General features: G+C 28.7%; 10 protein-coding genes. 1 reads left to right on the top strand and 9 read right to left on the bottom strand.

Going from position 1 to position 14,271, the window contains the following annotated elements:
• Positions 1–41 precede the first annotated feature (41 nt).
• The 9 genes from JOC47_RS02685 to cdd form a co-directional block, all read right to left on the bottom strand.
• The gene (locus JOC47_RS02685; RefSeq protein WP_204700432.1) at positions 42–1,178 is read right to left on the bottom strand and encodes an ATP-binding SpoIIE family protein phosphatase; all 1,137 of its coding nucleotides are present in this window, start codon (positions 1,176–1,178) and stop codon (positions 42–44) included.
• A gap of 263 nt (positions 1,179–1,441) precedes the next feature.
• Entirely contained in the window at positions 1,442–1,726 is a 285-nt protein-coding gene (locus JOC47_RS02680) for an ATP-binding protein (RefSeq protein ID WP_204700431.1), read from the bottom strand.
• Positions 1,727–1,858: 132 nt separating this feature from the next.
• Positions 1,859–5,971: a hypothetical protein gene (locus tag JOC47_RS02675; protein ID WP_204700430.1), complete on the bottom strand. Its 4,113-nt coding sequence runs from the start codon at positions 5,969–5,971 to the stop codon at positions 1,859–1,861.
• A gap of 65 nt (positions 5,972–6,036) precedes the next feature.
• Positions 6,037–9,834 carry a hypothetical protein gene (locus JOC47_RS02670; RefSeq protein ID WP_204700429.1) on the bottom strand — a complete coding sequence of 1,266 codons (3,798 nt, stop codon included), beginning with the start codon at positions 9,832–9,834 and terminating at the stop codon, positions 6,037–6,039.
• A 288-nt stretch (positions 9,835–10,122) separates the two neighbouring features.
• Positions 10,123–10,542, bottom strand: coding sequence for a DUF2721 domain-containing protein (locus JOC47_RS02665; RefSeq protein WP_204700428.1), 420 nt, complete (start codon positions 10,540–10,542; stop codon positions 10,123–10,125).
• Complete coding sequence (locus JOC47_RS02660) at positions 10,539–10,922, bottom strand: DUF2721 domain-containing protein (RefSeq protein ID WP_204700427.1); 384 nt, start codon at positions 10,920–10,922, stop codon at positions 10,539–10,541. Before JOC47_RS02660 ends, JOC47_RS02665 begins: the two co-directional genes overlap by 4 nt.
• A gap of 182 nt (positions 10,923–11,104) precedes the next feature.
• Complete coding sequence (locus JOC47_RS02655) at positions 11,105–12,292, bottom strand: NupC/NupG family nucleoside CNT transporter (protein ID WP_204700426.1); 1,188 nt, start codon at positions 12,290–12,292, stop codon at positions 11,105–11,107.
• Positions 12,293–12,466: 174 nt separating this feature from the next.
• Positions 12,467–12,622 carry a XapX domain-containing protein gene (locus JOC47_RS02650; RefSeq protein ID WP_204700425.1) on the bottom strand — a complete coding sequence of 52 codons (156 nt, stop codon included), beginning with the start codon at positions 12,620–12,622 and terminating at the stop codon, positions 12,467–12,469.
• 70 nt (positions 12,623–12,692) lie between these two features.
• A complete protein-coding gene (cdd, locus tag JOC47_RS02645; RefSeq protein ID WP_204700424.1) occupies positions 12,693–13,088 on the bottom strand; it encodes a cytidine deaminase in 396 nt (131 codons plus the stop codon).
• A 741-nt stretch (positions 13,089–13,829) separates the two neighbouring features.
• Here cdd and JOC47_RS02640 point away from each other — a divergent pair.
• Positions 13,830–14,270: a MarR family winged helix-turn-helix transcriptional regulator gene (locus JOC47_RS02640; protein ID WP_204700423.1), complete on the top strand. Its 441-nt coding sequence runs from the start codon at positions 13,830–13,832 to the stop codon at positions 14,268–14,270.
• The last annotated feature ends 1 nt before the right edge of the window (position 14,271 follow it).

The raw sequence follows: 14,271 nt of genomic DNA, 5'->3' as shown, positions 1-14,271 counted from the left end.
TTCAAATTTCTAACTACTTATAAAATAGCACTAAAACATTTTCAATTAACCTTTTCTTTAATTAAAGAAACTTTATTCCCTGTGACATTATAATAAATACTATCACAAGCTAATTCGGCTATTCTTAACCCTCGACCTGAATCCCTCCAATTATCATAAATTTCTTCTTCATCCAACAATTTATTCCAATCAAATCCAGTCCCTTCATCTTCTACAATTATTTTAACATAATCATCTGTATCTAAAATAGTTACTTTTACTATCTTATCTTTCACTTTTGAATTACCATGTTCAATTGCATTAACTAGTACTTCATGAAAACCAATCATTACTTTTTCAAATTCTAAGCAATTTATATCTAAAAAGTCTTTAACTTTCTCTTTAACTTCATCTAATTCTGAAAAATCACTTGTTAAGCTAATTACATCTTGATTATTAATTTTAGGACAATACTCTATACCTAATAAAGTAATATTAGCAGAACAATGATTAGAGGCAATATACTGTTTATAATCCATTTTTATTTTATTTACAATCCCTTTAATCGGTAATTTTTTATTTTCTTCAACTATCTGCTCAAGCTTATTTCTTCCATACTTTTCCCCCGCTTTAGTTTCTTCTCTAAACCCATCATTCATAACTAAAAACTTATCACCAGGTTTCAATTTTATTTTTCTTTCATTACATTCATAATTCTCTAAATCAATTGCAGCAGACAGGTCTCTTTCTTGGCTCTTTATCAAAGTAACTCCATCTTCTTTAATTAGCATAGGAGGCAAATAGATACCTGCATTACTATAAGTTAACTCCATATTATTTTCATTTAATACAAATAAAGCAATAGATATGCAATGATTTTCTGAAACCTTTTTTTCTGCATATTTTTGCTGAATAAATTTTAAAGTTTGACCGGCAGTTACTGCTGACTTATCACCTTTCTTTTCTAAAAAATCACTTATCATTTCTTTTAAAAAAGCATCGACCAAATTTTTATCATTGTCTTTTACATCTGCTATATAAGCAATTACTTGATTTTTAAATTCAATCACATTATAAATATCACCACTTGATTCTTTTATTAATTGTTGATATACACCAATCGATAAATCATTATTTCCAGGCAAATCTTCTAGTAAAACTTGCTTATTATCCGCGATTGATATGATTGAATCGTTCATTTTAACCTCCTTTCTTTAAAAATCCTGCACTTAATTCTAATTTTATCCATATCCGTATAAACTAAAACCCTCATATATTTAAATTCATTTTTAAATCATATATACCTGCTTTTATATCGAAAAAAACTCAAATTATTTTATATTTCGACATATACAGTAATAATTACTACTTTTTATTAAGCAAAAAAAATAATGCCCAAAATTTCCTTGGGCATTACAAAATTAAATATTTTTTATTTTTAATTATTAATTCTTCTTTAAAATCATTCAACCCATTGATTAATATCATAGCGACCACTAAAATAACATCCAGCATTAGGAGTTATCTCATTTTCTAACTCAGCCTTTGATAACTTTTTACTTTCAATTTTTAAAGCTCCCTGGGGACAATCTCCAATACAGTTAACAAAAGAACCACAAAAAGAACTTTGCACTAACCTTGCTTTGCCATTTTCAATCTTGATTCCACCCTTATTACAAGTAGTAATGCATTCACCACATCCATTACATTTTTCACTATCTAATTCAACAAATTTTTTTAATTTCACTAGTGACACTCCTTTTTAGTCCTTGATAAACTATTTATTTACTATTATATCTCTTTATTTTCGTAATTACCGTGATATGCATCACAAAATAAACTATTAATCTTTTTAAGTGATTAATTCACACACAAAACATTACAAGAACAAATCTAAAATTTCATAATTATCTTCTTCTAATTCTTTATCATTTTCTTCTAAATTTTGCTCTTCTTTATTATTTTCTTCATCTTCTATTTTCTCTTTTTCAGCAGTTATTGTTTCTTCTTCTACAGCAGCTACTTCATCAGAAGAATTTTCTGCTGAAGTTTCGGATTCTTCATTTTGAGCAAATTCGAATTCAGGATCAACAATAAACATGTCTCCTGTAATTGTTTCTCCAGCTCCTTGATATAACTCTTCTTCTTGTGTCATCAATAATAATTGATCCTCATCAAATAATTTTGCAATGATTTCATAAAAAATATCATCAGATTCCAATATTGGAGTAGCTAATCTTTTTCTTAATTGCTCTAATAAATCAGCAATTTTAATTCTATCTTCTACATGACTAATAATATATTCTTTAATTTTAGTTTTATCAGTTTTAATCACTTTATTAATTTCTTCTAGATGAAATCCTCGTACATCTAACTCTAAAGAACTATTGTGATCATGCCAGTTTAAATAGTTAGCAAAGCTTTTTTCTAACTTTTGTATCAATTTACTTTCTGTAACTTTCAACAATTTATTAACTAGTTCATTTTCAGTATTTATCTTTTCAATTGCTATTACTTTTTTCACCAACTCAATATGCTCATTTAAATTATCTTTAGGAGCTAATAAAGCTATAGTTCCTTTATATTGACGCCCCTGATATAATTCCTCTAACAAATATTGTTTTAACTTATCTTTCTTAGCAAAATAATTCAATAAAATAACCTTTTTAAATTCTGCATTATCAGGGATTGTATCATAACCATAAATTTTATAATCAGCACTAAATACTTCCTCTTTAATATATCTTACTAAACTTACTTGAGCTTCTTTTTTGCTAATTTGGTCATATTTAGCTTCTACTAAACTTTCTAAATTACTATATAATTTATCATTTTCACTAACAATCCTTTTTTCATATTTTAGCTCCTTTAATGCCTGATAGAATTGTTCTTCATCCAATATAACTGTATACCCTCTCATTTTCTTATAATAATCTAGTAACTTTGCACTAACAATCCCTTCTAATCCACGTAGTCGATTATTAATATCTCTTTTTAATTCTTCTAAACTAATTTGAATCTCTGCTCTTAATTCTGCAGTAGTTAATTTATCATTTAACTCTACTGCATCTAATTTTAATTCTCCCTCTTCTTCATGCCAATAAAAATAATTTCCAAATATACTTTTTAATTTCTCATTCAACTGCCCTCTGCGTCTATCCAAAATTTTATCTATCTTATTTTCCGACCAATTTATTTTTTCTTGTGCTTTTTCAATCCCCATTACTAACTTCATTTTATTAAGATACTTTTCCTTAAACACATCCTCTTGTGAACTATAAAGTAAAATAGTATTCTCATATTCTCGTTCTTGATATAATTTCATCTCTAATATTTCTTTTAATTTTGCTTTATTTTTAAAACTGCCTAACAACAGTAAGTGTTTTACTTCCGATGTGTCCTCTAGTTGATCATAGCCAAAAATATTATATTCTTCATTGAATAGTTGATTGCGAATATATAATACTAACCTTTGTTTAGCTTCTTTATCATCCACTTTTGCTACCGAACTTTTAATTAAAGCACTAGTATTACCATAAACTTCACTATTTTCTTCTGCACTAATAATTTTCCCTTCAGCTATTAATTCTTCTAATGCTTGCTCAAATTTATCTTTTTTTAATACAACTCTATAACCTCTATTGCGCCTATAATCTAAAAACAATTCTTCTTTCCTAACTCCTACTTTTCTAGCACGCAAATGAGTAACTAAGTCCTTTTTTAAGTCATTAAAGTCAAGCTCTAATACTTCCGGCAACTCAGCTACAGCTATTTCTTTTTCTTCTATCTGTAGCTCTTGCTCATCAATAACCCATTGCTGATAATAAACTGTAGTTATTTCAATTAACTGCAGTAATTCCTCTTTCAACTTCATTATAATTTCTTCAGAAATTTCGAGTTCTTCCTGCTGTAGCTCTTGCACTGCCATTAATTTTTTAGTTTTAGTTAAAACTTCATCTGTATAAACATCTTCTCGCACCCTCAACACTAATACACTATTGGCGAATTCTAATCCATTATAAATTTCTTTCTCTAGCAGTTCTCTTATATTTTTATCTGGAGTTGCAAATAATAGAAGATAATCTAATTCTGGTCTATCTTCTACTTGATCGTAATTAAAAATTTTATAATTTGCATCAAAGAAATGATTACGCAACAAATAGCTTAATTCACGTTTAACTTCTGCTCTTTTAAATTCATTTACTCGGTCTTCGGCTAGCAATATTGGGCTAATATGAACTGTATTACTTTCTGCTTCTACGAACACTTTATCTTCAGCTTCAAGTTCTTCTAATGCCTGATAAAATTCACCTTCATCAACTACTAGAGGGTAATCTCTAAATTTATAATAATTAGCTAATAGTTCTTGAGCTTTAATCCCATTTAATTCCTGTAAACGTCTACTAATATCTGCTTTTAATTCTTCTAAATCAGCTTTGATTTCTTCTTTTAATTCTGCTTTACTTAACTTTGCCTCTAACTCTTTAAATTGTAACTCCCATTCTCCATCTTTCTTTTGCCAATAAATATAATCTCCAAAAAGATCTTTTAATTCTTGATTGAACTTTTCTTTACGTCTATTTAATATATTATCAATTTTACTTTCAGCCCAATTTATCTTTTCTTGTGCTCTTTCAACGCCCATAACTACTTTCATTTTATCAACATATTCCTCTTCAAATACATTGTCTCGTGAACCATAGAAAGCTATATTATTCCTATATTCACGGTCTTGATATATTTTCCTCTCTAAGATTTGCTGCAATTTTTCTTTGTTTTTAAAACTACCAAGCAGTAACAAATAATTCATTTCAGGTTTATCTTCTAATTGGTCATAAGCAAAAACATTATATTCTCCATTGAATAGTTCATTGCGAATATATAACACTAATTCTTGTTTAGCTTCTTGGCTGTCAATTTCATCTACTGTGCTTTTAATCAATGCACTGCTATTACCATAAATTTCATTACTATCCTTAGTAGTAATGATTTTCTTCTCTGCAATCAATTCTTCCATAGCTTGCTCGAAATAATCTTGCTTAATTACTAATGGATAACCTCTGTTCTGCCTGTATTCTATAAATAATTTTTCTTTAGTAATCCCTTTTTCTTTTGCCCTTAACCTATTTTTCAAATCTTCTTTCAAATCATTCTTATCCATTTCTAATCCTTCTGGAATTTCAGAGATAGGTACTTCTTTTTCTACTAATTCTAAGCCTGTTTCGGATTGAGTCCAATGCTCATAATAAGCAAACTTATCTTCTAATGTCTTAATTAATTCTGCTTTTAAATCTAAAAGTATCTCTTCAGACAAATCCAACTTATTATTTTGATTTAAAAATTCTTCTACTGCCATTATTCTTTTTATTTTTTCTAATATTTTTGCTATATATATTTTTTCTTTAGGCCTTAAAAGTACTATACTGTTTTGAAATTCAAGACCATTATAAAGTTCTTGCTTTAAAAACTCTTCTAATTCTATTTCTGGATCTTTTAATAATAGAAGATATTTTAAATCTGGACTATCTTCTATTTTATCATAAGCAAGAATTTTATAATCCTTAGTAAATAAATTATCTCGAACAAAATAAGCCAATTCTTGCTCTGTTTCTAAATTCTCAAATTCATTGATGCGCTCTTCTACTCTCAGCAAAGGACTTAAATGTAAAGTTCCTTTTTCAATATCTAAAAGTATTTTTTCTTCTTCTTGTAGTTCTTTTATAGCATCTTCAAAATCCTGATCTAAAATTACTAGGGGATAATCTCTAAACTTTTTATAGTAAGAACTTAATTCTTGTTGAGTAATTCCTTCTAATTCTTGCAAACGATTTTGAATATCTTCTTTTAAGGTAGCTATACTTACTTTAATTTCTGCTCTTAAATCAACAGTACTTAATTTTGCTGCTAAACTTCTAGCTTTTAATTTTAATTTACCATTCTCCGGTGACCAATATAGATAATCACCAAATACCTCTTTTAACTCTTGATTCAAACTCTGCTTTCGTTTATCTAAAATTCTACCAACTTGCTCTGCTCCCCATTTTATTTTTTCTTGTGCTATTTGTACCCCATTACTAGCCTCATCTTATTAATATATTTATCTTCAAAAACATTTTCTTGTGAACTATAAAGTATAATATTATTTTTATACTCACGATCTTGATATAATTTTTCTTCTAAAATTTCTTGTAATTTCTCTTTGTTTTTAAAGCTCCCTAATAATAATAAATATTTAATTTCAGGACTATCTTCTATTTCATCATAAGCAAAAACATTGCAAACCCCATTAAACAACTCATTACGAATATATAACACTAATTCTTGCTTAACTTCTTTATCACTTATCCCACTAATTGTACTTTTAATCAACGCACTTGTATTACCATATACTTCATTTTCTTTTTCCGCGTTAATAATCTTATGCTCTGCTATTAATTCTTCTACTGCTCGGTCAAAAATTTCTTTTTCTATAATTAAAGGATAATCTCTAAAACGCCGATAATCTAAGAATAATTCTTCTATATTAATTCCAAACTTTCTTTCTCGCAAATTAAAGATTAAATGTTCTTTTAAATGATTGAAATCAGCTTCTAACTGTGAATCTAAATTAGCTAAAGATACCTCTTTTTCGTCTAATTCTAATTTATCATCTGAACTACTCCATTGTTCATAGTAAGCAAACTTATCGGCTAATAGATTAATTAATTTTTCCTTATTATTCCCCAAAAATTCTTGACTATTCTCTATTTCGTTTTGTTCTTCTAAATTATTAACAGCAATTATTTTTTTAGCTCTATCTAATATTTCAGAAGTATATATTTTTTCTTTAACTCTTAGTACTATAACACTATTTTGAAATTCACGTTCAGCATAAATCTCTTGATTTAGAAAATCTACTATACTCTCATTGGGCTGTTCTAATAACAATAAATAATCTAAATCAGCACTATCTTCTATTTGATCATAACCCCAAATTTTATAACCTGCATCAAATAAATTATCTCTAATAAAATAAGCTAAATTCTCTTTTACTTCCTCTGTGTTTAATTGCTCTATCTCTTCTTTAATAGAAATTAATGATTGAGAATATATGTGTTCTGTTTGCCCATCAAAATAAATACGTCCTTCAGCTGTTAATTCTTCTAGTACTTGATAAAAAGTATCTCTATCAATTACAGGGTTACTACGATTTTCCTTAAACTTCAATAGTAAATTTGATGCTTTAATACTATCATGTAGTTGATTAATCCGCTTAATAACTGTTTCTTTGATAAAACCAATCTTAGTCTTAATTAAATTATTAATATTAAACTCTGGAATATCAAGCTGAGTCTGCTCCATTATCAATTGTTCACCGTTACTAGTCCAACTTATATAATTACCAAAAGACTCTCTTAAATTATTGATAATTTTTTCTCTCTTTGCTTCTAATAAATCAATTACTCGCTCTCTTTGCTCCCAAGTTTTAACCAAATTCTCTAAACTCATTTCTTCTTTTACTTGACTAAGGTTTTCATCCCCTAAAATATCAGTAGTTGACTTAAATAAAAGTACAGAGTTTTTATATTTACGGTTAGCATAAATTTCTTCTTCTAAAAAAGTTCTTAATTCCCCTTTCACTAAATCATTAATAATTATTAGATACTGTAATTCGGCTTGGTCTGGAATTGTATCTTTAGCATATATTTTATATTCAGGGCCAAATAAGTCTTGCTCCAAATGAGCCAACAACTTATTTCTTGCTTGTGTATTATCTATTTCTTCAGCTCTCTTAGCAATTAAAGTAGATAATGACTTATATAATTTATCTTCCTCAGAAATAAAAACAAAATCCTTCTCTGCTACTAACTCTGTAATTACTTCCTCTAATATTTCTTGTGTAGGAATAAGCGGTAATCTTCTATCACATTTAGCTTCTTCAAATAATTGTTCAAGATCAATACTTTCGCTTGTACTAGCTAAAATATAATCTTTAATTCTTCTTTTATCAATTATTATTTCCTGCTTTGCTGCAACTGTTCTAAGATCAAAATCAACTTTCTCTAATTTTAATTGCCCTGCTTCATCCCCCCACTGCAAATACTGACCAAAAGAATCTTGTAGCAATTCTATTAACTGCTTTTCTTCTTCTTCTTTTCTTTCTTCTAACTGATTTTTATTCACACCTTGCCCCTCAGTGATATTCTGAATAGCAATCACTTTAGCACTTAAATCTAAAAACTGCTCAGAAAAAATATCAGTAGTAGCTTTAATAATAGCTACACTGTTTTCATAATGGAGCTCTCCATAAATTTCTTCCGTTAAAAAGTTTTCTAATTGTCTAATCTCTGCTGGTGCTTCTAGTAATAAAACATAATCAAGTTCTGCTTCATCCTTCCAATCTCTCTCATCATAAAACTTATAACTACTATCAAAAACAGAATTACTAATATATTCTTTCAATTTATTTTTCTTTTCTTCCTTCGTAATTTCGGCCATTTCTTCTGCTAATAATGTATCTAAACTCTTCTTGGCTTTAATATAGTATCTTCCTTCAACCACTTCTACATAATCAGCATTCTCTCCTAATTCATCTAAACCTTGCTGCAAACTACTAATTTCATAATCAAGCTGAGGATGAATAACCGCTTTTAAAATACTATCTCTTGTTGCTTCTTGCTCATCTATCAAATTATATAAAAATATAGTATTTAAAATCTGATGCAAATATTTTTTACCCTGCTCATTAGCCCGCTTCAGTTCTACCTTTAAACCATTATATAGCTCAGGCACCCGTTCTTTAAAAATCTCTACTGGGAAATCAGAAACTACTAACAAATCTTTATCTTCATGACTTTCAATTAAATCTGCTAATAAATTTAGTTGATGACCATAACTTTGTATTTCTGAAAAATAACGCTCATGAATTTTATTTAAAAATTCTAATAGTTTAGGTTGAAAGGGATAATAATCTATTAACTCCTCCCTAAAATCATCCACATCTTGAATTGCTAAACCAGACTCTTCATATTTCTCAACATAAGAATCAATGATTGGAACAATATTAGTTCTAAATTGTTGTTCTTGAATATCAGCAAATAAATGATAAAAAATAAAGCTGTTTTTTTGAGCCAAAAATTCTGTTTCTTTAATAATCACTTCATGACGTGAAAAAAGGTCTTTTATTTCTTTTGCCGTACCTAAAGCAGCCATAAAAACCATTAAATTATCATTTTTATTGACTTCTGTTAATAAATCAACTATAAATTTCTTATTAGCTACTATTAATTCATCTTTGTTTTGCTGTCGCAACTGATGAAAAAATTCATCTGAATCATCAATGAAAATAGCTGTATCTTTAGATTTAGCTAACTTTTTGATTATACTTGCAGAAGGGGCTTTTTTATCATCCGTTAATAGATTCTCTTTACCTAACTTTTTAAAAATTACTTGCCAACTTTTTTCTTCTGCTTCATTTTCTAAAGAAACTATACAACTCTTACTTTTGTTTTTAATAGCAAAAGCATTAAATTTAATCTTATGCTCTTCCATCCAACTTGCAACTATATCATAATTAGCAAATAAATTATAAGCAGTTAGTAAAGCATGAGTTTTCCCACTTGCATGAGCACCTTGAATTATTATAGCACCTTCATTATCTCTATATCTCATTTTATTATTCTTCATATTACTATTAATAAATTCAATAAGTTCTTTAATTAACTGTGAAGGATATGTGATTTCAAAAAATGATTCCAAATCATTCTCTAAACGGTCACTATCTTCTTTAATCCGGGCAATATTAAGTTCAGATTGATATCTTTTATTTTTATCAGTCTTGGATTTCCTAAAATCCAAAAAATCCTGTACCGCCATTAAAACCCCTCCTCGCGAATGGACATTTTCATCCATAATAAGAAATAAAAATAATGAATAAGAACTAATTTTAACTCTAGTTTCTATTTATTATTTCTATTTCTTGGATTTTATTTTATTATTTTCATTTGCCTTACTTTATAATTACTATATTAAAGGGTGAATTCCTTTTTAAAAGTTAAAAAATGTATAAAAAACAATTATTATTCTATTATTTGCTCAAAAAACCAAACATAGAAAAACACTATTTAGGACTTAATCCAAATAGTGTCTTAAATATTATCTATATTAATTTTTAGTAGACTCTGCTTGTTCTTCTATACTTTCGCTCAATTGAATATTCAATGCATTTACAGAAATATTAATTTCAATTGCTGATAAAAGTAAGGATAACATTAGAGAAGTTAAACCAATCGCAAATACTATTTCTCCAGCTGTCTTCTTAGCAAAGAATAATAAAAACATCGAAAACACACAAAAAAATAAAGCAAGAATAGCTAAAAACTGCATATTGCGAATCAATTTCACTCTGCGCTTTAAATTTTTTAACTGCGAAGTTATAATTTCTCCTTTTTCCCCTTGTTCTTTTGCCCTATCATGGAGATTTCTAATTAAATTAGCTAAAACAGAAAATCTATTCGTATAAGCTAAAAGTAATAATGAAATAGTAGAAAATATAAGAGCAGGAGTTGTTAATGTGAATTTCATAGTTTCACCTCATCTTTCAGTTTAATAGATAATGCCTGCATGGAGTAATAAACATCTATACCGCCCATTAGTAAAGCAAATAAGAACAGAATCAAAGAGATTATAAAAGATATTTTAGCCGCTAAAGAGAACTGTAATAACAACAAAAACATTGCTGCCGTAGAAAATAATAACGATAAAACACCACAAAATTGTAGATATTTAATATAAGTAAGTCGCTGACAAAAAATATTTAGTTGATGATTAATATATTCCTGCTCTTCATCTTCTTCTTGAGTTAACTGTCTCATCAATTTAGCCAAATTAGCAAATCTACTAAGATAAGCGGACATTAACAAAGAAACAGTAGAAAATAAGACAGCAGGAGTTGTAATATTCAAAACATCTCCCCCCTTTTGAAAAACTATTGTTCTTTAAAATTATTTAACTTTTAATTTCTTTTGATATTTTGCTTATTATATCATGATTATTTAATATATCAAATTTTCTTTCCTAACTCCCAATAAAAAAAGTTGGCCCAATATTGGACCAACTTTAATACATTTATTATCTTTTATTGCTACTACATCAAAATACCAGCAATAGTAGCAGTCATATAAGTAGCCAATGTACCACCAATCAAGGCTCTAATACCTAACGCAGCAATTTCACCTCTGCGTTCTTCTGCCAAGCTGCCAATTCCTCCTACTTGAATAGCAATAGATGCAAAGTTGGAGAAACCACATAAAGCAAAAGTAGCAATTAATTCTGATTTAGCAGCCAATTTGCCTGCCTCAATCATTTCAGATAATTGAGAATAGGCCACAAATTCATTAATAGCCATCTTTTGTCCTAATAAACTACCTACCTCAGTAATATCTGCTAAAGGAACGCCCATCAAGAATGATAATGGGGAGAATACATAACCTAAAATTTCTTCTAAACTAGTCCCTAAAAATCCAAGGGGATAATTAATTAACGCAATTAAAGATACAAATGCTAATAACATAGCCGCTACATTTAAAGCTAGTTTTAATCCTTCACTAGCACCAGATGCAGCTGCATCTATTAAATTTTCATCTTCGATTTCTAAATCAATTTCTATATCTCCAGCTGTTAAAGATTCTTTAGTTTCGGGAACAATAATCTTAGCCATCAATAATGCCGCCGGAGCAGACATAATACTAGCTGCTAACAAATAACCTGGGTCGATACCCATGCCAATATAACCAGCCATTACTCCACCTGCTACAGTAGCCATACCACCTGTCATTAAAGCCATAATTTCTGATCTTGTCATATCAGGAACATATCTCTTAACTACTAATGGTGCCTCTGTCTGTCCTACAAAGACATTAGCTGCAGCTGATAAAGATTCAGCACCACTTAAGCCCATTGTTTTTTTCATCGCTTTAGCCATCCAAGTTACTACCTTTTGTACTATTCCTAAATAATATAAAACTGACATAAGCGAAGAAAAGAAGATAATAGTAGGAATCACTGATAAAGCAAATGCTCCAGAATCCATTAAAGAACCAAATAAGAAGTCAGCTCCGTCAGTAGAAAAGCCTAAAATTTTAGCTACGAAATCACTTAAGTGTTCAAAGGCTGCTTTTCCTGGCGGAAATTTTAAAATTAAAAAGGCAAAAGTTAGTTGTAAAACTAAGCCTCCTATTATTGGATGCCAATCTATTTCACTTCTATTTTCTGAAATAGCATATGCAATTCCTAATAACACTAACATACCAAAAATACCAATGAATCTTGTCATTAATTTTTCCTCCCCTAATTTAATTAAAAAAAGGGTTATTAATAGCTGTTTTTTTGTCTTCTTATAGCCTAAATATTAATTGAATATTTTAGCTATTATCTTATTGACAATTTAATTTTAAATTGATTATCCTTAACTTATTTTTCTACTGACTTATAAATTAAAATATTATATTTAAAGTATAGTATTCATTAATATAAAACCTAAATAAATCCCAATAATCCCTAAGACTCCTGATAAAGTCGGAGGCGCAGGAATTGGTAAATCTAAAAATGAGAATAAAGCACCAACAGTTAATCCTGAAACTGCGGATAATAAAGCTTGTTTCATTTTTCTCCCCCTCAGCTTAGTTATTGATATGATGTCAGACGTCAGACATTTATTTTTAAAATTTTTCTTTTTATTCTTCTAGCTTAAAAGCTCCCCACAATAGTTCATCAATACTCTTAACAACCTTATCTCCATCTAAATTAGTCATAATCACTTCTATATCATCACCAAATTCACTCATTACTTGACGACATGAACCACACGGAGTAGTTGGTTTAGATTGATCAGCAACTATTGCTACTGCTTTAATATCTTGCTCTCCTTCAGAAATTGCTTTGAAAATAGCTGTCCTTTCTGCACAGTTACAGACACTATAAGCACTATTCTCTATATTACAGCCTGTATAAATATTACCACTAGCAGTTAATACAGCAGCCCCAACTTTAAAATTAGAATAAGGCGTATAAGCATTTTTTCGAGCTTGAGTCGCTTTCTCGATTAATTTTCCTTCTACTTTTTTCTTCATATTTTCCCCTCCTTTATAAGTTGCTAATTTCACAAATTAGTGTTATAAAAAAATAATTATTAAATTTTTAAAACGGAAGGGTTATGAACTTATAAATAAATTATAATTTTGATTAGACATCAGACGACTAACATTTCTATTATAATTGTAATAAACTTATTAATCTTTGTCAAGAAAAAAATGATAGCATTTCAAATAAACAAAGAGATCAGAACAAATGTTCTGACCTCTTCACAGTTAAATTAATAATCATCTCCACCTAGCATTAATAAGATTAAAATTAGGAAGACAACAAAAACACAACTATTACCACAGGATCCGTAATCTCCCACTATAGATCCTCCTTTCACATTAAAATAAGTATACTAATTCACATTCTCTAATAACTTTCCCCACCTAACATTAATAAGATTAAAATTAGAAAAATAATAAATACACAACTGTCTCCACAACCACCAAATAAATCACCTAATAATCTAGACATTAATTTTCCCCCTCTTTTTTTATTTATGTTGCTATATAATATGTAAAGCAGATTGCAGTCGTTAAAATAATTTAATACAAAAAATAAAAAAAGAGTAAGGAGTTAAGCACCTTTTTCTTATACAATAATTATTGTATAAGATTGTTTTAATCTCTTTTAAGAATTGATTAGGAATGATTCTTAAAAGAGATAGTTGACTTATCAACTATATTCAGTTATAATGATGATGTCGTAATTCTTTGGAGGTGTTAGCAACAATGACAGACGAGGCAATTGGCAAATATTTGAGTATCGCTCGCCGGGCTCATGCTTCACTATTAGACAAGCAGTTAGCAGAAGCTGATATTAGCCATGGTCAAATTCTATTATTAGCGACTTTATATCAAGAAGATGGGATTTGTCAGCAGACTTTATGCCAAATGTATAATTTAAATAAAGCAGCTGTTGGTCGTGGATTGAATAAATTAAGCAAAATTGGCTTTATTACTAAAGAGATTGACCCTGAAGATAAAAGAAAAAAATTAATTTATCTCACATCCAAAGCTAGAGATTTTGAAGCAGAATTTAGAGAAATTTTAGAAGCAAGCGAAGAAAAATTACGTAGCGGTCTATCTGAAGAAGAAATTGCAACATTCTTAACAGTTATCAAAAAAATTTGTTCAAATTTAGGAGCAAATGTGGAAAATCAGGAGGGATAAA

The organism is Halanaerobacter jeridensis (genome assembly GCF_016908315.1).
Classification (GTDB): Bacteria; Bacillota; Halanaerobiia; order Halobacteroidales; family Halobacteroidaceae; genus Halanaerobacter; species Halanaerobacter jeridensis.
The sequence above is the reverse complement of the archived record's forward strand: the minus strand, read 5'-3'. Positions and strand labels throughout refer to the sequence as shown.

What these genes read in the sequence shown, in the direction of transcription:
- JOC47_RS02685 (WP_204700432.1), bottom strand. Translation starts at nt 1,178, where the DNA reads ATGAACGATTCAATCATATCAATCGCGGATAATAAGCAAGTTTTACTA.
- JOC47_RS02665 (WP_204700428.1), bottom strand. Translation starts at nt 10,542, where the DNA reads ATGAAATTCACATTAACAACTCCTGCTCTTATATTTTCTACTATTTCA.
- JOC47_RS02655 (WP_204700426.1), bottom strand. Translation starts at nt 12,292, where the DNA reads ATGACAAGATTCATTGGTATTTTTGGTATGTTAGTGTTATTAGGAATT.
- JOC47_RS02670 (WP_204700429.1), bottom strand. Translation starts at nt 9,834, where the DNA reads ATGGCGGTACAGGATTTTTTGGATTTTAGGAAATCCAAGACTGATAAA.
- cdd (WP_204700424.1), bottom strand. Translation starts at nt 13,088, where the DNA reads ATGAAGAAAAAAGTAGAAGGAAAATTAATCGAGAAAGCGACTCAAGCT.
- JOC47_RS02640 (WP_204700423.1), top strand. Translation starts at nt 13,830, where the DNA reads ATGACAGACGAGGCAATTGGCAAATATTTGAGTATCGCTCGCCGGGCT.
- JOC47_RS02650 (WP_204700425.1), bottom strand. Translation starts at nt 12,622, where the DNA reads ATGAAACAAGCTTTATTATCCGCAGTTTCAGGATTAACTGTTGGTGCT.